Source organism: Bdellovibrionales bacterium (genome assembly GCA_016716765.1).
Lineage (GTDB): Bacteria > Bdellovibrionota > Bdellovibrionia > Bdellovibrionales > UBA1609 > JADJVA01.
Genome location: JADJVA010000025.1, coordinates 913,585 through 936,728 on the forward strand (window position 1 = coordinate 913,585; position 23,144 = coordinate 936,728).

The 23,144-nt window shown below is 42.8% G+C and carries 24 protein-coding genes; 5 read left to right on the forward strand and 19 right to left on the reverse strand.

Going from position 1 to position 23,144, the window contains the following annotated elements:
• Positions 1 to 167: 167 nt before the first annotated feature.
• From IPL83_20765 to IPL83_20795, 7 genes are all read right to left on the reverse strand, one after another.
• Positions 168 to 605, reverse strand: a complete 438-nt coding sequence (locus IPL83_20765; GenBank protein ID MBK9041551.1) for a hypothetical protein — start codon at positions 603 to 605, stop codon at positions 168 to 170.
• Between the two features lie 16 nt (positions 606 to 621).
• Positions 622 to 840, reverse strand: a complete 219-nt coding sequence (locus IPL83_20770; protein ID MBK9041552.1) for a DUF4258 domain-containing protein — start codon at positions 838 to 840, stop codon at positions 622 to 624.
• A 255-nt stretch (positions 841 to 1,095) separates the two neighbouring features.
• The gene (locus IPL83_20775; protein ID MBK9041553.1) at positions 1,096 to 2,220 is read right to left on the reverse strand and encodes an ATP-binding protein; all 1,125 of its coding nucleotides are present in this window, start codon (positions 2,218 to 2,220) and stop codon (positions 1,096 to 1,098) included.
• A gap of 153 nt (positions 2,221 to 2,373) precedes the next feature.
• Positions 2,374 to 3,609, reverse strand: a complete 1,236-nt coding sequence (locus tag IPL83_20780; protein ID MBK9041554.1) for a hypothetical protein — start codon at positions 3,607 to 3,609, stop codon at positions 2,374 to 2,376.
• Between the two features lie 204 nt (positions 3,610 to 3,813).
• Positions 3,814 to 5,103: a hypothetical protein gene (locus IPL83_20785; protein ID MBK9041555.1), complete on the reverse strand. Its 1,290-nt coding sequence runs from the start codon at positions 5,101 to 5,103 to the stop codon at positions 3,814 to 3,816.
• Positions 5,104 to 5,448: 345 nt separating this feature from the next.
• Positions 5,449 to 5,769: a nucleotidyltransferase domain-containing protein gene (locus IPL83_20790; protein MBK9041556.1), complete on the reverse strand. Its 321-nt coding sequence runs from the start codon at positions 5,767 to 5,769 to the stop codon at positions 5,449 to 5,451.
• On the reverse strand, positions 5,766 to 6,029 hold the full coding sequence (locus IPL83_20795; protein ID MBK9041557.1) for a nucleotidyltransferase substrate binding protein: 264 nt from the start codon (positions 6,027 to 6,029) through the stop codon (positions 5,766 to 5,768). Before IPL83_20795 ends, IPL83_20790 begins: the two co-directional genes overlap by 4 nt.
• Positions 6,030 to 6,342: 313 nt before the next feature.
• Here IPL83_20795 and IPL83_20800 point away from each other — a divergent pair, with 313 nt between their 5' ends.
• The gene (locus IPL83_20800; protein ID MBK9041558.1) at positions 6,343 to 7,770 is read left to right on the forward strand and encodes an exopolysaccharide biosynthesis polyprenyl glycosylphosphotransferase; all 1,428 of its coding nucleotides are present in this window, start codon (positions 6,343 to 6,345) and stop codon (positions 7,768 to 7,770) included.
• Positions 7,771 to 7,802: 32 nt separating this feature from the next.
• Here the strand turns inward: IPL83_20800 and IPL83_20805 are convergent, their stop codons facing one another.
• Both IPL83_20805 and IPL83_20810 read right to left on the reverse strand, forming a co-directional pair.
• On the reverse strand, positions 7,803 to 8,762 hold the full coding sequence (locus tag IPL83_20805; GenBank protein ID MBK9041559.1) for a hypothetical protein: 960 nt from the start codon (positions 8,760 to 8,762) through the stop codon (positions 7,803 to 7,805).
• Positions 8,763 to 8,886: 124 nt separating this feature from the next.
• Complete coding sequence (locus IPL83_20810) at positions 8,887 to 9,687, reverse strand: TIGR02147 family protein (GenBank protein MBK9041560.1); 801 nt, start codon at positions 9,685 to 9,687, stop codon at positions 8,887 to 8,889.
• Between the two features lie 227 nt (positions 9,688 to 9,914).
• On the opposite strand from IPL83_20810, the gene IPL83_20815 reads away from it, so the two are divergent.
• Positions 9,915 to 11,585: a hypothetical protein gene (locus IPL83_20815; protein MBK9041561.1), complete on the forward strand. Its 1,671-nt coding sequence runs from the start codon at positions 9,915 to 9,917 to the stop codon at positions 11,583 to 11,585.
• A gap of 123 nt (positions 11,586 to 11,708) precedes the next feature.
• Positions 11,709 to 11,909, forward strand: a complete 201-nt coding sequence (locus IPL83_20820; protein ID MBK9041562.1) for a transposase — start codon at positions 11,709 to 11,711, stop codon at positions 11,907 to 11,909.
• Between the two features lie 281 nt (positions 11,910 to 12,190).
• Here IPL83_20820 and IPL83_20825 read toward each other — a convergent pair whose 3' ends face one another.
• The 3 genes from IPL83_20825 to IPL83_20835 form a co-directional block, all read right to left on the reverse strand.
• Positions 12,191 to 12,418 (reverse strand): hypothetical protein, encoded by a 228-nt coding sequence (locus tag IPL83_20825; protein MBK9041563.1) that lies wholly within the window; start codon positions 12,416 to 12,418, stop codon positions 12,191 to 12,193.
• 72 nt (positions 12,419 to 12,490) lie between these two features.
• Positions 12,491 to 13,420: an SDR family NAD(P)-dependent oxidoreductase gene (locus tag IPL83_20830; GenBank protein MBK9041564.1), complete on the reverse strand. Its 930-nt coding sequence runs from the start codon at positions 13,418 to 13,420 to the stop codon at positions 12,491 to 12,493.
• Positions 13,421 to 13,440: 20 nt separating this feature from the next.
• Positions 13,441 to 13,890 carry a superoxide dismutase [Fe] gene (locus IPL83_20835; GenBank protein MBK9041565.1) on the reverse strand — a complete coding sequence of 150 codons (450 nt, stop codon included), beginning with the start codon at positions 13,888 to 13,890 and terminating at the stop codon, positions 13,441 to 13,443.
• Between the two features lie 82 nt (positions 13,891 to 13,972).
• Between IPL83_20835 and IPL83_20840 the strand changes: the two genes are divergently transcribed.
• Together IPL83_20840 and IPL83_20845 are read left to right on the forward strand one after the other, a co-directional pair.
• Positions 13,973 to 14,923 carry a LysR family transcriptional regulator gene (locus IPL83_20840; protein MBK9041566.1) on the forward strand — a complete coding sequence of 317 codons (951 nt, stop codon included), beginning with the start codon at positions 13,973 to 13,975 and terminating at the stop codon, positions 14,921 to 14,923.
• Complete coding sequence (locus tag IPL83_20845) at positions 14,916 to 16,184, forward strand: cation:proton antiporter (GenBank protein MBK9041567.1); 1,269 nt, start codon at positions 14,916 to 14,918, stop codon at positions 16,182 to 16,184. Before IPL83_20840 ends, IPL83_20845 begins: the two co-directional genes overlap by 8 nt.
• A 155-nt stretch (positions 16,185 to 16,339) precedes the next feature.
• Here the strand turns inward: IPL83_20845 and IPL83_20850 are convergent, their stop codons facing one another.
• The 7 genes from IPL83_20850 to IPL83_20880 all read right to left on the reverse strand — a co-directional run bounded on the left by IPL83_20850 (position 16,340) and on the right by IPL83_20880 (position 23,054).
• Positions 16,340 to 17,884: an APC family permease gene (locus tag IPL83_20850; protein MBK9041568.1), complete on the reverse strand. Its 1,545-nt coding sequence runs from the start codon at positions 17,882 to 17,884 to the stop codon at positions 16,340 to 16,342.
• The gene (locus tag IPL83_20855; protein MBK9041569.1) at positions 17,881 to 18,204 is read right to left on the reverse strand and encodes a hypothetical protein; all 324 of its coding nucleotides are present in this window, start codon (positions 18,202 to 18,204) and stop codon (positions 17,881 to 17,883) included. The genes IPL83_20850 and IPL83_20855 overlap by 4 nt, the downstream gene beginning before the upstream one ends.
• Positions 18,205 to 18,272: 68 nt before the next feature.
• On the reverse strand, positions 18,273 to 18,650 hold the full coding sequence (locus IPL83_20860) for an HPF/RaiA family ribosome-associated protein (protein ID MBK9041570.1): 378 nt from the start codon (positions 18,648 to 18,650) through the stop codon (positions 18,273 to 18,275).
• A 4-nt stretch (positions 18,651 to 18,654) separates the two neighbouring features.
• Positions 18,655 to 18,801, reverse strand: coding sequence for a hypothetical protein (locus tag IPL83_20865; GenBank protein MBK9041571.1), 147 nt, complete (start codon positions 18,799 to 18,801; stop codon positions 18,655 to 18,657).
• A gap of 104 nt (positions 18,802 to 18,905) precedes the next feature.
• A complete protein-coding gene (locus tag IPL83_20870) occupies positions 18,906 to 19,727 on the reverse strand; it encodes a mechanosensitive ion channel (GenBank protein ID MBK9041572.1) in 822 nt (273 codons plus the stop codon).
• Positions 19,720 to 22,851, reverse strand: a complete 3,132-nt coding sequence (locus IPL83_20875) for a hypothetical protein (protein ID MBK9041573.1) — start codon at positions 22,849 to 22,851, stop codon at positions 19,720 to 19,722. The genes IPL83_20870 and IPL83_20875 overlap by 8 nt, the downstream gene beginning before the upstream one ends.
• On the reverse strand, positions 22,848 to 23,054 hold the full coding sequence (locus IPL83_20880) for a helix-turn-helix domain-containing protein (GenBank protein MBK9041574.1): 207 nt from the start codon (positions 23,052 to 23,054) through the stop codon (positions 22,848 to 22,850). Before IPL83_20880 ends, IPL83_20875 begins: the two co-directional genes overlap by 4 nt.
• Between the last annotated feature and the right edge of the window lie 90 nt (positions 23,055 to 23,144).

A 23,144-nucleotide genomic window follows, 5' to 3' on the forward strand; every position in this document is an offset into this window, starting at 1 on the left:
TGGCTGTTTTTGTCTCGGACGAAAATCGGTCTTGGTTTCAAAATGATAAAAATGTTCGAAGGTGCGTGGCTTGGCTGTCGGTTCTGCAAGCGACAACGTGAAGTGGATCCAGAGACATGAGATAGCGGTCCCATGTTCCCCCGACCGAAAAGAGCCAAGTTTATACTTTATAAAGAAATCCGTGGCAAAGAATGAGTCGCTTCATTTTCTCTGTCGATATACAAATTTTGGAATGCTTCCATAAATCTAGCCGGTTTTGTTCCGATGGATTCAAGCATCTTGAGACGCAGAATTTTTTCGGTGGAATCTGACATTTTTGTCGATTTATCATCACACTTTTCCCACTGCTTTATCACTGGGTGAGTGACTTCAAGTAATTTTCCAAACTCGCGCAACGTCATTCCCAAGTGATTTCTTAGAAAAAAAACTTGTCTTCCAGTCAGCGGATTTGTGTTCTCATCTGAGCAGATTTCGGAAATAACCTTTGCGGCCAAACTCTTGTAGTTAATGATCGGCTCAATACTCCCACGAATTTTTCTAGCAGGAACATCGTGCAGTGCAACAGGGAAGCCAAAGCCGTTAAAAATGTATTTTTTAATTTTCATCTGCATTCTCCGCTAGCTATTTAGCCAAATCAATAACAGTAACAATCAACAATCCAGAATTCTTGTCCAAGGACACGGCCACTCGCAGTTCTCTTGCATCGACGGTTTTACCCCGAATTGAATAATTCCAACATTTGTGCTCAGTCTTGTATTCATCCTTGCGCTTTTCGTGGTGTCCCCTTGCAATCGCTTGTTCCATCTCTAAGACGGTTACCTCGCGTTGATCTAATCTCAATTTCGCATGGTCAACCGGCGTGTATAACTGCCTTCTGCCACGGCCTTTCTAGCAATGGCGAGAATATTTGGGTTCTTAGGTGGTCGTACTCGCGGCTTTTTTCCCATCTCTAGTTTATGGTAATTCAGTTACCAACACTTGTCAATTGGTCTTTTGGACCGTCGTTAAGAGCACGGAGACCCTCTAAACTCACAATTTGATGAAGTGCCGGCTGCGAGCTGTGTTAAGAAAGCCGGCACCTCAAATTGTGAATTCTTAAAAATCCATTTTTTCTAACCATCTACTGGCTTGCAAAACCTGAATGCCGGTTTTTAGCGTGAAATTGCGGTCTAGGTTTTTAACAAGTATTATTTTGGAGATTACCCCAAGTCCCTTTTCGAAAATGTGAAAAGAATTTTCAAGGTTCTTATCTGAAAGTTTGACTTCAACCATCATTAAGGGACGTTTCTCGTGACAGATCAGGAAATCTACTTCATTTTGGTTCTTATTTCTAAGGAAATGCAAGGAATAGTCTTCACCCAAAACGTCTTTCCGATAGAGGATTTCTTTGTAAATAGACAGCGCAACTAAGTTCTCAAATCGTGCCCCTTCATTGACGACTCTTGGAATATCGAAAAAATAGTATTTGGGGGCTTTGCTGACGGCACGATTTATTTTTTTAGAATAGGGGGTCACCCTAAAAAATACATAGGAGTTTTCCAGCTCGTCAAACCACCGTTTTACTGTCTTATCATCAGTGCCGAGATCTTCCCTCAGAGAGTTGTAGCTGATAAGGCTTCCAACTCGTTCGGCCATGAGTTCCACCAATAGTTCTATTGAACGTATACTTTTAATGGAACCGCTCTCGAGTAGATCTTGTCGCAAAATAATATCTAGGTGAGAGCTCCTCCATCTTCTGTATTCACGAACATCGTTTGATAAAAGAGGCTCGGGAAATCCACTTAACTGAAAAATTGACTCTAAGGCCTTCTGAGGCTCAGCATGAGAGACTTCTACAAGTTCCTTCACATCTAAGGGAAGAAGTCGGAATTGGTAATATCGCCCAGCCAACGAATCTCCAACTTTCTTATAAGTGTCGATACGGGCGCTACCAGTGACCAAGATTGGATGGATAGCGGTTCGAGTGTCGAAATGGCCTTTGAGCCATCGTTTCCATTGGCGCATCTTGTGAAGTTCATCGAGAATCAGAGGTCGGTAGCTAAAATCAACGTCACTTTGATGAATTCTTTTTCGATCTTGAGGGTTGTCATAATTGTAATAATCAAAATCTCTCAGTAGAGCCTTAGACAGAGTTGTTTTTCCAACTTGCCGTGGTCCTGTGATGATCACAATTTTTTTAGAAAGATCCTTTAGAAGAGCTGCTTTTAAATATCTATCCATAATGACTTTTTCGGTCTAAATACCGAAAAAGTCAAGTCCAGTTCGGTTTGTACACCGAAAAAGTCGAAATACTCTCAAGTGTGCAATTCGTGAAGGGATTTTTGAAGGCTCTAAACCAAGTTACGATAGAATCCTTCTCTCACACGAGGCCATTTATTTTTCGGGGCTAAACTGATCTTGAATATTCTGAAAGAGCTCTGATCGTGACTTCAAAATAGTCGCGGCGATTTTAATCTGACCCATAAAGTTGGGATGAAAACAATCGTTGCCGACATCCTGAGACAGGAACTCGATTTCGCTTGAGGCATCTATAAAATGCAGTCGAATTCCAAGTTTGAATAGCTGAGGCTGATATTCCGAGGTAGTTTCGGCTTGAGCTTCAAGGTAGGATTTATAGATATCTTTTAAATGTTGGATCTTTTTGCTGTCAGTGATATCCACTCCTAATATGGCGGGACACATACCAATCAAGCCTTTCGCGGTTTTCTCAAAAATTTCGTTGGCCCATTTTTCAGAAATAGTCTGAGCGTTGCTGTTCTTTTTCAGACTCAAATTCATGTCTAAATGTGGTTTGCGAAAGTCTAAACAGCGCCGTTGCGCAGTTGAAATGTTCACTGTTTTATTCAAAATTTTCTGACTCGTGAGAACCTTAACAGCATCTAAATTCGCAATGACAAAGAAGTCGGTTCCCCGTGTTGCTGGGACCATCTGGGCAATGGCTTCGTAGGAGAGCCTTAACTGTGTTAGGTAATCTTGCTTTAGTTCTTCTACCGATTTTTCAAAGATGCTGGGATGGCACATGTTGTTCGCATTGAAAGAAGAAAAAATGACATCGGGAAGTTGGAAATGACCAAACCGAGCTTTAAGCACGTTCATCAAATCCTGTAACTGAGGAATCATTTTTTCAATTCGCGGCCCATCTTCGGCCAGATTGATTATTTGATCGCTCCCTGCTCCTAAAATGTCTGCGATGATTTGCCCAAAAGAGAGCAGATGTGAATCAACAAAGGTATCATGAACGGGTCGACCGGGACTGTTGGTTTGGCCATAGCTGACAATATTAAAGATGCTTTTTATGAGGCCTTGGACAATGAGACTGGAGAACGTGGCTTCGATGTTGGGACTTGCAATCGCACCGGTCGCAACGCTGTCGCCTATGATTCCAATTATTGGCCCTTTGGTCAATTTTGGGTGGTGTCTTGAAACATAGATATGAGCGAATTCGGAAGGTGAACGCAGCATTAACTGAAGAGAGGTATCAACATTCATCGGTTCACTGGTGGTGCAAGGTACCTCTCTATACTCTGCTGCGTTGGTGGCCTGGACCATGTAAAAAATAAGTAGGCTCAGGCAAGTTGTGGCAACAATGGATGGGAATTTGGAATTCATGTGAGGTCTCCGCAAAAGCAGAGATGCGATGCAAGACCTGAGCCAGTCGTCAAAAGAGTGTAATTCCTGAGGCAGCCTCCTCTGAGGTCAACGGTCGCCTTACTTAGTCTACACTACAGTCAGAAACAACTCGACCGCCACATCTGATAAGAGGTGTGGCGGTCGAGTAACGATACATAATACATAATACGCAATACAAGATCATTACTTAGTTGGGCGGAGTAAAATCGTGCCGTGGCTGGCGCTTTCCCCTCCATCAACGTTGGCTGTTAGATTGAAGGCTCGGTGAGTAAAGCTAATGTCCCAGTAGTAGTGTGTTTCGTTGCTCGCTTTTGTAAAGCAGGCCCGTGTCGTGACCACATAAGAGTCACCACTGCCGGCTGATGTTCTATTCGATTGTCCGACATCATGGCAGCCGTTGCCTGTCACTGTGATATCAACTTTCTGTTCAAGAAAGGAGGGGATGAGTCCGTCATTTGATGAAGAGGAGTTAATCGAAAAGCGAGCACTACCAGAGTCTGCAGAATTGAGAGTTGCGCTATGGTTCCAAGTGCTTCCTCCTGGTCCAGTCCATGAAGGATCGAGTTTAGCCGTGAAGGGAAGATTTGGGCGGTCTTCAAGTTTCTTCTCCAACGGAAATTCGCCAATGAGGTAGCCTTGTTGGCCCCCGGATGAGGCAACGGCTTTCACTTTCGAACCCGAAGCTGCAACGAATAGGACGGAATTAATTTGTATGCTAAATCCGTGATTGATGGTAGAAGATCCGCAAGCAGCTTTAACGCCAAGTCCTGCTGCTGCGTTAGCTGTGCCTGACCCGAGCTTATAGCCTGTGTCTGAAACAATATCCACATTGACAGGCTGATCTGTTCCCGTCAAACAAGCCCATCCAGTCGCCGTGGCAGAACCGTCGCTAGCGTAAGTGACAGCATCCAAATAGCCAGCCATTGTTGGGGTCACGGGCTCAGATGGAACAGCTGTGATGATGAGATTGGGTTCTAAAGGTATGGCGGTACCGTTGAGCCTGACATAGGGTTCTTTGCCTTCATAAATGTTGCGATAAGCAGCTGAAATTTCGAATGAGAATCCGTGATTGTAGTTTGTCGAATTACAAGCCACTTTCACTGCGTTTTCCCGAACGCTGTCGGCTGTTGTCGTGCCAAATGATCCATCAGCTGCGCCAATCTCAATAACGGCGGGAGAATCGCTGCCCACAACACAGGCCCAACCGCTGAGTACAAGCGTTGATCCCGTGTCAACCAAGCGTTCGACATTTCCAATGACAGCCCCATCATTTGCAAAGAATGATTCTCCAGTGGCGACAGGAGTGGAGGGCGAGTCGTTCTTTCTCAAGGCATTAAAATCACCACAATTGGAATAGAATAGAGAAATTATTGCAGCAGCCAGAATGAGGCCGCTCAGATGGACAAGTTTCTTCTTTCGATATTTACTTAATATTTTACCCAAGCGATCTGAGCGTACTTTATCAAAAGCCATATGGATCCCCTATTATATTAATCCCGTCCTTTCGATGCTCAGCCCCCGGAAGTTTCAGAGCATCTTGAAGCGGGAAACAGTTATTGATTTGACAAAAAATAAGCCTCGAGCAAATTTTGAACTCAGTGGGACTTAGTGCATGGGCTGGTCCAGACCCTGTGTGCTCCAAGTATGTAAATTTCCTTAATTTGAAAATGAAATGAAATTTGAAATTGTGACAGATGTTAAGAAAATGGGCGTTTTCAAGTGTGCACCAAGGCCGCGGAAATCTCTCTCGATTTGTATCAAATTGTGACGTTCCATTCCGGCACAACGAAATGAATGAGAGGACGGCTGAGGAACCTCTCAGTAAATAGAAATCTGCACGGAATTATTCCTGATGTGTTCCTGGAATTTCTCGTCAAGTGAGTCATAGTCTGAAAGATCAATTTTGTAAGGAATATCACTATCGGCGAAAATGTCTTCAAGGGCGCCAAACCAAGCACGATCTAATTTTCCTTCTTTTGGTGTATGGATGCTGATATCCAAATCTGAATAAGGTTTGTGGTCCCCTCGGTGGCGACTACCGAAGAAATAAACGGTACTTCCCTTATTCAAAAATCTTTCAAGGTTCTTCTTAATGAAAGACCACTCCTCACTCTTGAGACCGACGATGGGAGGCTTCACGACTTCAGGACCCTTTCAAGTTGGGACTGAAGGAATTCGACTTCTGGTAAAAATTCCTTTGCTGTTTCATAAACCTCTTCAGCGACTTTTTCAGAGTAAATATGGTTCGTTTTATTGCGGCTTCTGTGAAACTCAAACCACTGTTCGACTGACTGAATGAATCTCTGTTTTCCGGCCTCTCTAAAAAGATTTCTAATATTCGATTCATCGAGGTTTTGGTTCCAAGAGAAGTATCTTTTTAGAGTTTTCCAAGAAAGCAAGCTTCCCCCGAGAAATTCGACGGTCGAATTTCTGGACGATGGTCGCAAGGATCGGATCTCTGTTTTTAGGATAAGAATTTGTACCATCCATCGGGCTAGTTTACTCCCCCAATCCTGTGGGAGCAAGTTCCTCGCAGATCAAATCCCCAGTGCCAGACGGTGAGTTTTGACTCTCGGACACATGGACCGTCAGACGCATTGGCGGTTGTGCGCATGGACGTCTGTGTGCTTGGACGCCAGGCGTCCAAGCGCACAGGTCTCCAAGTGCTCGGCCTGGCGCTCTCACTGGAGTTGCGGTAAGAGTAACTGCAATATGTCCAATCGATTTTCGCCTGCTCCATTTTATAAGCTGGTACTTCTTGCTCTCGATTGTTTGGGATTTTACGCGGCTTTTCAGGTGGCCTACTATCTTCGCTTGGGAGGTTGGGTCAGCCCGGAAGTTCTTGTGAAGTTGTCTCCTTGCCTGCTTTTGACTCTTGTTCTGATGTACATCTTTGATGTCTACAAACTCCAAGACAGGTTGCACTTTTTTCGAGATCTCCTTCGGTTGACACTGGCTCTTGCAATTTCGGGTGCGACAGTTATTTTGGGCGCCTACTTATTTGGAATGAAGGGCTTTGGTGGCTTAACCGGCCGGGGTGTTTTGCTCGGTGCCTACGTTATCTTTGCGATTTGGTCTGGTGTGTGGCGAGTGATTCTGCACGCGCGAGTGAAGGGTCTCGAGCAAAAATCCCGTTGGCTTGTGATCGGCACACGCGATTACCTTCAACATTTTTTGCGCGACTACGAGAAGTCCTCTCATGATGTTCAATTGGTGTGTTTGACCGAGCAGTGGTCTGATTTTGAAATGAGACTTACAGGCATAGACACAGACACGGACGCAGGCACAGACACTCGACTTTTCGAAAAATATGTGAAGGGCACCTGGGTAGAGGTTGCTTCGCGTCTTAAGGAAGAATGGCGTGGTATTGTGATTGCCACCGGTCAGCGGATTCCAGAAGATTTGGTTGGTCAATTGATGAGTGCCCGGTTTCACGGAACTCATATCTACGATCTGTCAGATTTTTACGAAATAGTCTGGCGAAAAGTGCCGGTCTATTATCTTGAGGGGAGTTGGTTTGCGTTAAGTCAAGGCTTTCATCTTCTTCACAATCCGATCGGTCTTCGACTCAAGCGCGTGGGCGATATATTCTGCGCGGCTGTCATCTTGGTTTTGGGATTTCCTCTTATGGCATTTTCTGCGTTTGTGGTGTGGATCACCAGTGGGGGTCCTGTCATATACACTCAAGAGCGCTGTGGGCTCAATGGCGAAGGGTTCACAATTTATAAGTTTCGTTCGATGAAAGTTGACGCCGAAAAGGATGGCGGTGCCAAGTGGGCTCAGAAAAGTGATGCCCGCGTGACCTCTTGGGGTCGGTTTATGCGTGCGGCCCGCATTGATGAACTACCACAAATTTGGAACATTTTTCGTGGTGATATGAGTTTTATCGGCCCAAGGCCCGAGAGGCCCGAGTTTATCAAAGATCTCATCAATAAAATCCCCTATTATAATTTTCGTCACCTTGTTCGTCCGGGGCTCAGCGGTTGGGCCCAGGTGATGTATCCTTACGGAGCCAATGTCGAAGACGCGAAAGAGAAACTCCAATACGAGCTCTTTTACATAAAAAACTATTCAGTCTTACTTGATTTATTGGTGATCCTTAAAACCGCAACAGTGGTCATGTTTGGCAAGGGACGTTGATCACGCACGGTGTTCACTCGTACGTTAGCGGTTTATTTTTCAGTCACAAATTTCCAGAAGAGTTCAGGAAAATTATGCGCTTCCTTTTGGTTCCTCTCAGCTTTTCTGCGAGCGGCAGCGGCTGCTGCGAGAGGGATAGTGGTTTTAACTGAGTCGGAGATCAAAAGAATTTGCATTTCTCGCTCGGAGGGTTCAGGAATTTCTTCCCAAAGGGCATTCGATAAGTCAGTGATGCGCATTTTTTTTGCCCTTTGAGAAGATGGCTTCGGGGGAATGTCAACTTTGTGGAATTCCATTCTTTTGCGATCTATTCGCTTAAAAATCTGAGGGATGCCGCTATCGCCTTCTTTGTAGCTTAAAAGGTAAATAGCTCCGTAGAGAGTGCTAGCGAGCTTCTGACCTCGATATAAGAGCAGTTCTTTTGCTGCCAGAATCTCAATTCGTTGAATGGGGGAAGAGGCTGGAGCTGGAGCTGGAGCTGGAGATGAAGATGGTCTCTCTGAGACATCATTTCTTTCGTAGAGGACAGAGCTAGGAGTGTCAATAGGGACAATGGTTTGCAACCATGTGCTGCCCAAGCGATGCAAAGTGAGCGGCGATTGAAGAGATTCGAGTTCTCTTGCCAATTGAAATGCCGTCAAGACGATTTGCGGCACCTCGTGTGCTTGGTGTGTCCCCCTTCTCCTTTGCTCGTTGGTTGAATATTCAGCGGCGGACAAAACCTCGTTGGCCCTATCTCTCAGGGCTTTGATCAAAAGGGTCTGATCTTCTTTATCCGTAAGGGAATCCATGGCAAGCTGAGATTCTGCTTTGTCGTTAAGTTCTTTCATTGCCTTTAGTTGCGCGGACCTATTTTGATCGTTTTGGTCGGTCATTGTGGCTAGGACTTTTGTGCAGGCCCCAGTTTCAGATGGAGGCCTGTCGCCAGACGGGGTTGCCAATATGGAAGTAGAAATAAAAATCAGCACGATCGCGGGAGTTAAGCGAAACATAATATTTCCTCAAAATAATAAGTTTCCGGTAGCATGCGAGGCCTATTAAAGTCAATGAGGGATCGCGTAGACCTGTCCATTGCTGAACCGGACCACCCGATAGTCAAGGGTTCAGCGCCTCATGCTAGTAGCGAAAAAAATCAATGTTAAAGCAGGCTACTTCCTCCGAAGGCGAGGGCCCCACGATCTTAAGAACATGTTCGACAGCAGAGGGCAGCCATGTTCGAATCTGTTCAAAGGCATCCTTCGATAGAGACATGGGACAACTGTAAAACAAATCCTCTTCGCGACGACGTTCCATAAGCTCCATCCCCTTAATTCTCCAGCTTCGATGTTGCTGGTTTGCGTAGGGAGAATCTGAAGCGAGGTGTGTGTGTTGAGGACCGTAGGTCAACTGTCCTTTTTCTAGGATGACGAGGTCATGGGCCACCAAAAACTCGAGAATGGGTTGGAGGACTTCCATTCCAATTCCCAAGTAGGAGGCAATGGCTTTTGGAGTTCGCGTTGTAGGGCAAGCTGATAAATTTCTAACTCCCGTGAAAAGCCAACTGGAATAGTATACGCTTTTTTCGGTTTCAGTGAATTCCTTGTCCTTTTTGGCACGATTGGATATCTGACGGGATTTTTGAAGAAGTAACTGCTGTTTTTTCTCCAATCGCTGAGTCAGTTTATGGGAGCCAGCTCGCGCGAGCTCAATGAGTAGGAATAAATATTCTTCTTCTTTCTCATTGAGGGCCAGATATTCCGCTAGTTCCGTGCCTTGTTCTAGATTTAGATTTTTTGTACCCTTCAAGATCAGACTTATCATCGACCCACTGATCCCCATTGCTACGGCCAAGCGACTGGCACCGCCTCGTCGTCCCTTTTCCTTGAGCCAGGCCTTTAAGAAATCACGGTAATTTTTGTAGTCAAAAACAGAAACCACGGGCTGCCCTTTTGCGCGATGCTGAAGCCATTCAAGCGGCTCAACAACACGAATAAATCGATTACATCAGAATCTTTACTGTAAGTAAATAATTTCAATTTCTGTTTACTAACAAACTATAGATGCGATGCGCAATTGATGCTATTTCCTGGTCTGGCGATTGAGCCCAACGAGAGAAGTCGTTTGGCGCGTAACTTGAACCCTTTAACCTTTCTAGGAGAATGAAAATGGAAGATCCGAATAAAAACAGGCTCATACTGAAATCCTCTCTGGCCGCGATACTGTCACTTATTGTCGCTTGCGGGCCTAAAGACAAAAATAAGTCCAGTCACATGATCAATCAGACAAACCCACCGGATTCAACTGGCGCGGACTTCACAGCTGCTGGAGGAGGCTCAGAAGCCCCAGCCGCACCGAACCTTTCTTCTGCAAATTCAGGCCACTCGCCGGCCCCAGTCGGTCTTGGAACTACAGACGGAGTAGGTGGCAATGGAATTGATGGAAAGCTGTATGAAGATTATATTTTTCATCCTGAGAAAGAGCCTGCGTTTGTCTCTGTTCTTGGTCCCAAAATGAAGGCATTGGCTAAAGTTTTGAATCTGTTAGGTTCAGCAGACAGCGCTCTCGACCTCTCAAAATTAAATGAAGTTTTTATTGATTCTTTATGGAGAATGAAGACCTGGTATCTCATTCCTTCTGGATTGAAAGTATTGCCCAATGAAACGGTAGGCGCAGCGTTTTTGAGCCAAGATCAAGAACAATACGCTCTCCAGGATAAATTTGGAGTGTGGATAGATAAAAAGGCCTACAACAAAATGGATGAGAGAGCGAAGGCTCGTTTACTTCTTCATGAGTGGGTGGCTAGCCTCTATATTATGAAGAGAGTCTACACTCACAAAGAGATGTGCCGTTATGTTATGGGCGTGCTTGCAGGTATTCCAACGGTAAGAGATCAAATGGGTATAGAGAAAGCTTCTTGTCTTGAGGCTCCTGATGAACCCTTAAGTGAAAATGGTCCAAAGCTTATTCCTGATGATTATGCCCACATACGAGCTGTTACGAACCATATATTCAATTTAGATGAAAATGAAAACCCTGAAACTTTTAAAGCCTTCCTTCAGAAAAACCAGTTATGGGCTGAAGAAGCCAGTGATACTTCTGAAGACAATTTTTCCCTTTCCAAATGGTTCCGACATACTGACAAAAAAATTACCTCGAAGTCATTTGTCGATATGATGGCAACAGCAAAGCGTGAGGAAGAGCTCTCAGGAAAGTGCTACGATATCGTCGATTCTGATCTTCCAGAGGGATCTCAGAATATTATAGAGGATGTTTGTCGTCTCGAATTCGAAAAGCTTTCAGACAACTCACAATTCTACAAGTTGAGTGCAACAAATTCAGCTGGAGAAGTTGTGATTTCTTCGCCCGCATTCTTGGACGGTGGTCAACTGATATATTCTAACAATCTACCCATTAGTAAAAATGGCCTTTACGTGTACAGTGATGTGGCGACTCATTCATTGACAAAGGCGCAATCAAGTACACCGGGGACGGAAGTCTCACAGTTGTCATTTCTATTTACGAGCAAAATGCGCTTTGTAGGTGTCGTTCACTTTTCTAGCCAAATCAGCAGGATAACGACCAAAGAAATAAGCTTGAATAGCGGTGAATTTCGTCAAGCACTATATCTCAATTTCGAAACTCCCAAGCAATTGAATCGTCGATGGGTTACGACATTCTTCGCGGCCAAATCCATTGAATTGAAAGATTTGGATCAAGAGCTGAGAGAGGCTCTCTTGTCCTTGCGAAAAAATGGAGTTTATTCGCCATTCGTGATGGATATCTCAGATGGCAGCAATCAAAACTCGGGCGGAAGAAAGAGAGAATCCGCCAAATAGTACCACTGTTGCAAGGGGGAGTCGCCTCACCATAAGGCGACTCTTCCCAACACTAGCTCGATAGTGAATGCGGGCTAATATGCGACACTGACCGACCGAGGATCCGATTACTCGGGAGCAGAAGTGCGGCATCCCTACCAGCTGTTCCTTCATCTGAACGACATCGAGCATTCCCGGACAAAGGCGCGTCACCCGCAGACCAACGGCTGCAAGGAACGCCTCAACCAGGTCATCCAGAAAGAATTTTATGATGTGGTTCTCAGAAAGACCCGGTACACATCCATCGCACAAATGCAGTCCGATCTGGACACCTATATGGAGTAATGCAATACCCGTCGAACCAACAGCGGAAAGCGCTGCTTGGGAAGAGCTCCCAAACAAACCTGGGATGACGGATATGACCTGTACAAGAAATATGTCCTTGAATCTTCCTCGGTCGATGGCACTGCCATCGCCGAGGCTCGCCCGAATCCCTTGCCCAATTTTGGCGGCCAGAATCAGCTCGAGGACGAATGTTCCAGGAGTCAAAATTTACCAAATCAGAAACTGGAGGTGGCAATCGAAGAACTGATGCACTAAGTTGTGAACAATCTCGACCGAGAGAGTCATGTACACGCACCTAAATACTTCCGCACATCACGAGACGGCTGCTTCATGATCTCTCCGTCCACAACATTTTGAAATATCTCTATAATGAGCGCTCCAGATACGAGGCCAATTCCAACCAGAAGGATTGGTACTCCCAAGACAAACACCACAGAATTGCTGAGCAGAAATAGAATAGCTTTAAAAGCAAGGCTTGCAGTTTTCATCATTTTTTCAAAGAATTTCATATATGTCCTCACCTTCTAAGGCTAAGCTACCAACTCGAATTTGAAATTAAATATAGATTAATAGTATTTAATCTATATGTTATTCATATTACTATCTATTTTCGGGATGCATCGCTGAGAAGAAATATTCCCCCATTTTTCAGATTTTGGTAAGGCTCTAAACATTACCCAGTGATAGATGGCACGCGGCAGAAACCGTCTGAATAGAAATAAGAACCACGCATCTGCTGTTACTGGAACCCTAAGAGAAGGGTTTTTTTGTTTAATTACTCTTGCGATTTTTCTGGCGACACTTTCCGGTGTAGCCAGAGTTCGCCTCATAGTCCACGAAATCAATTTCTCCATGTTCCCATAGTGATGGTAATAGGGATCTTTTTGACCAGCATTAATAGCAGCACGACTCCATTTTGTAGTCTGAGTATTAAGAAAGGAGTCAGATCTCATAAAGCCCGGAATAATCAATGTGACATGAATACCCCATGGTTTAACCTCATACCACAGGGACTCAGTTCCACCTTCAAGAGCAAATTTTGATCCGCAATAACAGGCCATTGTGGGCATGCCGATTAAACCTGCAGCCGAAGAGATGTTAATAATTCTACCGTTTCTCCGCTTACGCATCCCAGGTAAAGCAAGGGCGGCGAGCCTCATTGGTCCAATATAATTAATGTCAAGTAACCCAATTCTATCCTCGGCACTTGCGTCTTCCACAACAGAGCGCATTGCAATTCCCGCATTATTAATCAGAATGTCGAGTCCGCCCAAGCTAGCCTCGCATTCGGCAATCACGGCAACTCTCTCCTCTTTGTTAGTTACATCTAGTGGCCGTAAATAAATTTCATCTGATTCAAAAATTCCTGCCGCACTAAAGCGTTTCAACGACTTTGCTCTGGCTGTCAGTACTAACCGATAGTTTCCATCCTCGATGAGCTCCTTTGCTATTGCGAGTCCTAAACCAATGCTTGCTCCAGTCAGAAGAACGAGTGGTTTGTTCGTTGTCATAAGTCCTCCCTCTTGACTATTCAAGTCATCAATAATTTTCCCGCATTTGAACGTCGAGCATTGCTCGTGTTAATTATTTCAATCTTCTTGCTTTGCATATTAAGAGCAAGCCATGTCCAGCCAGATCTGAATACCTTTAGTGCAGATTCAACAAAGTTCTCTTTTAAGCCCGATTCCGACCCAAATTGCACTTTGATTGATTTCGCTAAAAGGGAATTTGAATTCAAGATTGAGGGGCTAGGTGTGAGGCCCATCCAATAGAAAGTATGATTCCAACTTTGGACTGCATTGTTATACAGGGCGCCATCAGAATCACGTATATTTTCGAGAATGGCGTTTGGCGGCAGACCCTCCATTAGCTTATTAAGCTTTCCAATATAGGCGCTGTGGTGTTTTCCATAGTGATATTGAATTGTTTCTTCAGGTAAGAACGAAGCCTTTGTGAAGTTAAATTCGGGCAGTTTGAACATATTTTACTCCTTAGTTATGTATATTATCGTTGATTTTAGTTGTTTAATAAAATAGATCATTAGTATAGGACCGTTACGAAAAATGAATATATATAACTATAACCATCTTTTTTACTTTTACGTTACTGCAAAGCTTGAGGGCGTGACAGCAGCAGCCAAGCATCTCAATACCAGTCAATCATCGCTGAGCACTCAAATAAACAGGCTTGAAGAAGCTCTAGACAGGGAGCTTTTTCGAAAAGTGGGGCGACGCATGGAATTGACTGACTCTGGCAAAGAAGTATTCAACTACTGTCGACGCGCATTTGATATATTTGACGAAATGTTTGACCAGCTTGATAAGCAAAAATCGTCAATGGGGATTCGAATATCCATAGGCGTGTCTGTTGATATCGAAAGGCCTTTTGTTACAGAGGTAATTGCTAAAGTCTCAAAACAGTATGGAAAGACTGAACGCCCATTGTTAAATTTGATTTCGCTTCATTCTTCACAGCTTATGCAGCTATTAAAGGTTGGCGAGATAGATCTGTTACTGACAACAAGCTTTGGTGTTGATCAAGAGCTAAAGACCCTCGAAGAATTTAATTTGCCCGTAGGAGCATTTGCATCGAATGACCTTTTAAAGAACCTAAAAAAATTTTCATTTGAGTCTCTCATCCGTGATGAAAAAATACCCTCGGTGCTTCCATCTAAATTTACAAGTTTGCGATCTGAAATAGACGGGTTTTTGATACGAAAGAAACTAAGCCCCGTATGTGTATTTGAAAGCAACGTTATATCTTCAGTGATCAGGTCCGCCAGTGACGGCATGGGTCTCACCATTTTGCCATACGTCTACGTCGCAAGGGAGCTGCGATCCGAAAAATTGATTTTATTAACTCAAAAACCTCTTTGGAAGCATAAAATGGCTCTGTTCTCTTCGAGAGCGGGTCTTGACGAAAGACGAAGAGAATATGCTGAAAAATTAATTCAACATTTAACCGGGGCCTCAGAACAATCGCCTCTTTTAAGCAAGGCAGCTAGACATGACTGAATCCATCAAGAATCTAGCTTCGATGATCTCAATCTCTAGTTTAGATGACATTTGGAACTGGTTACAAATTCACAGTCAAGGAGAGCTTGGTTATGTCTTTTTGATCGTTTTGCTGTTCGTTGTTCCGCGACTACTTCTGCGGTTTGGAATCCCCATGGCTTTAACTGCTTTCGCAATTGGTGTTGGCGTATCCTATGGGTTTAGATTTTATGATGAAGACAGCGTGATTCCACTTTTCTCCACGCTAGGGATTATTTCTCTTTTTCTGTTTGCAGGTGTAGAGGTCAATCTCGATTCGATTAAAAAAGCTTTGCGCCCAATTTCAATTCATGTCGGCGTTCGCATTTTGGTTGTTACAGTTATCGCCCTAGTTGTGTCCTCTATTTACGATTTATCTTCAGCTGTATCTCTTATTCTTGCTCTAGCACTAGCAACCCCTTCAACTGGATTTATTTTAGATAGCATTGAAACTTCAAAGGTATCTGAGAATCAAAAATATTGGATTAAACTAAAGGCCATATCTGCTGAACTTGTTGCACTTGGTGCCCTTCTCATACTTTCTCAAATGGAGAGCTTGACCAGTCTAGCTGCTTCGCTAGCAGTGATAGTTCTACTCATCTTAATTTTGCCAGTTATAATTAAAAAAATGGCCTCAACACTTGAGCGACTAGCCCCTGGGTCTGAATTTGGGTTTATCTTAATGTTAGCAATTATATCTGGTCTCATAACCAAAAAACTAGGAGCGTATTATCTAGTTGGTGCATTTTTAGTGGGTATCGTCACGGGGCAATACAAGCGTCATCTTCCGAATGCTAATACCGATCAAATGTTACAAGCTCTTCGATCGTTTTCTACGTTCTTTATCCCATTTTACTTTTTCAATTCGGGACTAAAGATTGCTCACGAGGCGTTTTCGATAAATGCGTTGTTAATCGCCTTGGTGTTATTGATTATTTCAGGTCCAATCAAAATTGTTAGTATTATACTTCATCGAAGAGTTTCAATGAATGAGTCGTGGAAAGACAGCCTTGCAATTGCCGTATCTCTAATGCCCAATCTGGTTTTTGGATTGGTCCTTGCCGATATTTTAAAAACTCAAATGGATCTACCTATTGAAATATTTGGTGGCTTAATTATTTACACTCTTTTGATTACCCTACTTTCTCCAATGATTGTAAAAATACTCCCAGAAAACAAACAAATCGAGATCATTATCGATGCTGAGTCAGCAGACTTTTCAAATAGGCCGAGGTTCAGTTAAGCAGTGTTGCATATCCGGCAATTATTGAAGTGACAGCCGCAATCTTATTTGGAGTAAATATACTTCGTGCCTTTTTGGTTAAGTGGCTTCACCATAGAAATCTGGCGCTTTACTATGAAACTTTGCATAGATTCCTATTTTTAGATTTACTTTCATTAAATAACCACTCTAACGCCCCCAAGACTTTCAATTTTGTGGGGGAAATTTCCTCCAGGTGTTCCAATAAACATTTGATTTTTTTGAATACCAAATCTCTTTGATAGGGCGTCAACAAGTTCAGGAGAAAATATCCCCTTCACCAAGACTAAATCAATTCGTAAATTCGGATATATCTCATCGATGACTCTCGCCTGATACCAAATAGAGGGCGGAATTTTCTTTTTTTCTGAGTAGACATGTACAATCTTAAGTCTTTTGCTTTGCTCATTGAGAAGCACATATTGGGCAGCTCTATTGAGGGTTGATAGGTTGTCGCCCTTTGTATAATAAACCGTTTGTATGGAATTGATGTGATCAACTATTTTTTGCAGCGATTTGCTAAGAATTTGTTTTGTGCCAGGCAGAAGTCCCACAGAATGTTGAATAGCATTGAGCAAAAATTTCAAAATCGTAGTTCTCATCAAAATGAGTAAGACCACACCAAAGGTGACTGCATAATATATTAGAAAAATGCGGGCTCCTTCAACATTTAGAAAAAAATTGCCAACTAAACCTAAAAATACGAGTCCCGCACCGACAATAACCGCTCCCCAATGTGCTCGCGTGGATCGAGGGAGTTTTGCACGCCTTACCTTTAACAGCGCATTCCCGACAGCAAACAGAAACATAACAGATAGAAAGGAGAGGGTATAAACTCCAGCCAGAGAATCAATGTTTCCCGACGTCATCGCAAATATTGAACCGCATATGGCAAAAAATCCCAAGATGATCCAATGGTTTGTTTTTCTTCGCTCATTTTCATTTAACAATACAAATGGCAAACAACGATCTAAAGCCATGCGCTTAGCAAGTCCAGTAACTCCGACAAAGCTTGTTAATACAGCACCAGAAAGAACCAAAAATGCATTTATTCCCACCCAATATCCAAACCATGTAGAACCGCTGTCTGCACCAAGTCGTGCCAATAAATTTGTTTTGTCACTTATAATGGCTGACATCGGAAGCACGCCCAGTGCTAGAATACAAATCAAGGGATTGATAACTGTCACAGCAAGCCACATGTTTTTTAGTGTTTTATCGAAAACCCCTGGACGCTGTTCCTCAATGTAATTTGCTGAGCTTTCAAATCCGCTTATGCCGAGCAGGGCAACCAAATATCCTTTTCCCAAAGCAAAGTACCATGGATCACCAGGCATACTGTGAGTGAGATTATCGAAAGTAGTTGAAAACTGCGTAATAAAACTCCAAAGACCGAACAAAATTAAAATTGTAATAGTCGCCATGTGGACCATAAAAATCCCCAAAGCAACCTTTGCAGATTCTCCAACTCCGTAAATGGTTAGAATCGCAAAGAACAACAGAAGCAAAATCGTGCAAGCCCCTACAGGTAGACCGGGAATTATTGACTTGAGATAGTGAATAGCTTCATTGGCACTAATCACAGCGGTTGCTATATATGACAAAATAGTCAGGCATGCTCCGGCCGCTGCGACTTTCTTTGAAGTTGTGTTGAGCAACAATGTGTAAGTGCCACCATTCATTGGCAACGCGGATCCCACTTCTGAGTAGATTTTTCTAAAAAATAAAGCGTGAAACTCACGAGTAACAGAGCAAGTGGGGCATAAATTCCCGAAACACCAATTGCGAGGGCAGATACGTAGAGGCAGCTTGAAGTTATGTCGTTTCCACAAATAGCTGTAGCTAACCATTCTCCCAAAAAATGTTTCTTTTCGCGATCAAGATGGGCAACATCCGCACTTTGGGACGGCTTAATATTCTCGAGATTTTCAGTATTGCCCCATCCCGCAAAGTCCTTGTCTAGCAGACTTATATTTCGAGTATCTTGTGCATTACCGCCCAATTTGTAACCTTTCCTTCTTGCATAACCAAGCCGACTCAGACAGACGACAAGATTTAAAGATATACATGTTAATTAGCATCGCCCTCAATCTGCCATCTTAGCTCGCGAATCGGCTTAAGAGATTTGCCAACAGTTTTTCGACTTCGTTCTTGTTTTTCAGTCAGTCGGCGAAGCTGTTTTTCAAGCGAACGAATTACTTTAAGTGCCGCGTCCCGCGGATCGGATGCCTTTTCTTCGGCACGAAGCTGTCCTCCACCACGAATAGTGATATTACCTACAAACTTAAAAACTTTTACTGAGGCATCGCGCTTACGGGCGATTGGCCGAAGTAAAAAACTGACCTTATACCTACCATGGCTTTTCGATATTCGACGAACCAGCGTGCCCGCATGTTTTTGCACGAATAAATCTAGGGCTTGGGAAGCTGGACTATCAATAAACTTCATGTAATTACTCCTTGTTATCTCTCTTTGCTTGTTTGCGTTTTGTGCTTGAACTTGCATGAGCCTGCTTTCGCACAACCCCAGTTTTACGTAGGCGTTGCTTTTTTAATTTGGGACTTGCTTTTCTCTTTAGTTTTGACTTCTTTTTCTTCATTTACGCCATCTTTCATGTCTGTTTTTTGTTAACTCAAACAATTAGATCGAATTTAAATCCTACAAAGTCAATTTTTCTAGACAATTCCTTTGGGTATCGTCGTTTTAATGCAATTCGCCATCCAGAAACGAAGGTCTCGTTATCCCAGCTTTTACTAGGGCTTCATTACCTCTAATCAGTAAATCACTCTGAAAGGCCTTTTCAAATTGAACATCAAGAACATAGCTTTTTACTCGAATCTGCATGGCGGGTCTGTTTGCAAAGTTCATTTCTGTTAAAACTAAAGCGACAGGTTTTTTTAGAAAAACGTACGGACTAGTGACAGCGGTCTCATATAAAATCTCTTTTGCTTGCTTAATATCTGTCGACAGGTCCACATGGAAGTTAACCTCAATCAGCATATCCATAGCCCCAAAGTTTCCAGAGGCAACGGCATCCGTAACAAATTTGCTATTGGGGATTGTGACAACAGAATCGTCCAGGGTCACAAGTCGAACTGCACGCAGTCCAATTGTCGTTATCTCACCGTAAATGCCATCGAAAGTTACTCGATCACCCACTTGGAATGGACGGTCGAAAATCAGAATAACTCCAGCAACAACTGAGGCCACCAGGTCCTTCATAGATAGACCTATGGCAACTGCCAAAGTCCCACTTGTTGCGAGAAGTAAGGATTTCGGCGGATTTATCACTCCATAAAGCAAGTACACTCCACCAAGAATATAAATTAAGAAAGAGATAATAGTCACAAATTGAGCTATCACTAGTCTTTGTGATGGAAGTCGCAGCTCTAGCTTTTCCCCTGCAGAGTTGACGGCTTTAGCTAGAATGCCGAGAATCACAACTCCAAGGATGACCAAAGCTATTTTGGTCACGCTAAAAAGTTCAAAAACTTCACTCAGGCTTTCAACATTAGTTTCATTCATACAAAAAATTCTTTCCTACTAAGTAGTAATCAATAGCATTCTGCGCCCGAGACGAAATGCGAATTCGATCTTCTTTATCTGTCCACACCAACTCTTTCTCAGAAGATTCTTTAATAATTTTTCTGATCACCAATTTATTTATGCGAGTTACATCCATTAACTCATCAATTGTAAGACTGTCATGTTTTGCAATGGCTGCCAGGACTAGAAGTGCGTCCTTACTCATATTACTAACTGCTGCTGAGTTAATGAATTTTGGTACTCCAACATGAATCCCACTATCGTCCGTTTGTGATACAGCTGACAACCAATACATCAGGGCTGACCTAGGGTTACCTCTTGACTGTCCCCACAACAGTCTAAAAAATTGAGTTTCAACTTTTTCTCCAAGAATGTCGCCGGTGCCATATGCAGATATTGATTTATCAAATGATCGAGAGTAGCCAGTTACTTTGTGTCTTGCCAAAATCAGATTTTGTATTTCAGAATCCGTCCACATTCTCATTTCATAGACCTGCCCATAAAAATGCTCATCTCCAAACACGCCCTTCAAATAAGTCCATGCATGAGAATTCGCCGTCAGGCACCAAAATATCTTAGTCGTCTTTAGACTGATTATTTCCATAAAAAGACGATATGCTTGAAAGCCACCAATTTTGCCAACGAAAAGATTATGGATATCATCAACCATAATTACGATTTTCTTATCGAGAGTAGACTCCACCCTAATGAAATCTTCAATGGAGTTTATCTGAACTCCAAGATGCTTAGAAAGCCAGTCGAGTAATCTTTCACAGCTGTAGATTTTTGGAGAAACCCAAACGAAGAACTTATCGTTTGAGTTGATTTGATCAAATATCATTTTAACGCTGGTACTTTTGCCTATTCCTCGGCTGCCAACAAGAACCACGAGATCTTCAGGCGACTGGTCGTTGAGCCAACTGTTTATCGTATTCAAAATATCTTTTGCCACCAAAGGTTCGCGATCGATATAAAAGTGCTTTTCGGCAGGTAAATAGTAATCAAATACCGACAGATATTTAGAGTCAGGAGTTTGCAGAGTTTTTGAAAAATCAAATTCTTGCTCGAGCTTTTTTCTTAAAACCTCCGAGAAGAGTCGTTTAAAGAAATTGAATCTAATTAAATACAAAGATGACCACTTAAGAACATCGTGCACTAAAACAAAAATGAAAAAAATTGCCAAGACGCCAAGGCCTAGACGTCGCTCCGTTATTTTTTTAAAGTGTGACCTTGCTTTTGGAAATCGCACCTGAAAAGCCTGCAAGATTTCAATTTTCCAGAATCGAACTTCGTTTACTACGACAAAAAGGCTGGCCCAGGTTGAAATCTCATAGACAATTCCAAATACTAAAGCCCGCCTTAAAGTATCCTCAACAATATAAAGTAGGACAAAACGTGCGAAGAAAAAACGTGACAGTCTCCTTGCTGTGTCTTCAGCCCTTTGACTAAGATCACTATTCAATTCTAATATTTCTGAAGAAAATATGAGTTCAATTAAGATTCGAAGCACTAGGCGGACGGCCTTATAAAGGAAGTAGATCTCTAAATAAAAAATAACTAATGAAAACTCTGCAAGATCGGTCTCTTCTATCAAAACTCTAGCAATATGGATGCTGGCAACCATGCCGAGCGATGGAACGAAGGGATTCAGCCGACTGATCCAAAGTGCCAATCGGGTTCTTTGTTTATAATCTAATATAGATCGCGCTAGAACTTGTTTGCGCAACTGATCTAGTTTCTCCGCTGTCAATTTTAAGAGTTTATGTGCGAGAATGGGGAGTAACATTAGCCCAATTAAAATCATGATCTGTCTTGCTATATCAACCCAACCCTCAAAACCACGATTCCACTTTGCTTTGAATTCAACTATTTTGTTAACACTACCTCCAAGCAATTTTAGTGGTAATAAACGTACCTCTGTTGCTACTCCAGTGATCGTGTTTTCATTGAGGCTTCCAATGTTTTCACAAGAGCTGCTTGTTTCGCACAATTTTATCAGCTGTGCCCTTAGGCGCCCCGAATCGCTAACGAGTCGGAAATTAATAGCCCTGAAATCAAATAGGAGTTTCTGCCTTTGCTCCGATAGCTCCCCTAGTCTCTGCTTAGCCTTTAAATGAAGTTCGATGTAATTCTGAAACTCCTTTTTGTTTCCATGTTTATTCTTGGGATCCACTAAAGGCTTAGGAAGGGCAAAATCACTGGTAACATCAAGTTTGGTAAATGCAGTGAGTAGGAGCTTTGCCGCCGATCTCCAAATGGTGTCCACGGTATCGAATTGACTATCGATTTTTTTCCCGGACAGATCAAGGCTCGCATGCCTTGAAAGCTGATCTCTGAGTTCGTCTAGTTTTTTACGTTCTGTCTTAATGTTCTCAAGAAAACCAATATGCTCAGTTTCTATATCAACAACAAATTTTTCCAATAAGGAACGCGCAGAGAGGAGTTCGTCACCAGAAAAATCACTTTCTTTTGATATGCTTTTTTCTCTAGTTATCAAACCAGCTTGTGCCTGACCGAGTGACTCTTTACTTTCAGCTAATTGCTTCTCAATTTGATAAGAGTCCAAATCTTTTTGTCTTGCGGCCTCAAATGTAGCGATTAAATTGCCCCTCTCAGACCTCTCGGTCTTAAGGAAAAGTAATCTTTTCGTATTTAAGGCAGCTTGTTTTTCTGCGGCCTGAGATACCAAATTCATACTTTTTTCGTCTTTAGCGCACTCGCTGTAATCCTTGTACTCTTCCTGCTTTAAGATTTCAGCCCTGTTCGTTAGTTTTGATAATTCAGAGATTCGTTTTTTGACGGACTCTTCATCCTCTAAATTGACTTGAAATAAAACCGTGAGCGGAACATCAACTGGACCTTTAGACCCAAGAAGTGAGGCCATGCTTATCAAGGCTGAATCGAGATTGCTGTTTTTAGACTGAAGGTTGTTGATAGCCATTGGGCAATCTATATTTGAAGTCTGTTCAGCTGCCATGCCTATGACAGAGAAAAAGGTAAAGACGACTGACAAAATTAAACGTATTAGTCCGGAAAAAATGGCTGGTTCTTGATAAGATTTCACGTATTGGCATTCACTTGTTCGTAAATGCTTATTTTTCATATCCGCTTTCGATTTAATTTTTTTAAGTCGGAAGCTTTGCTTGAGAACACCCACTGATCAATTTCCAAGGTGCTAAATCGCCATTGATGTCCCACTCGCTGGCATGGAATCTTATTACCCTCAATCCAGCGGTAAATAGTGATTGGTGCGATATTTAGGTGGGCTGCTACTTGCTCAGCAGTGAGCCAAACCTTGTGCATCATTGCATATCCTCTAATTTTTTTAAATGAGGCAATATGATCTAAAATGATAAGTAAAGATAAAGCAAGATAATATCTTGAGTGAGCATCTGT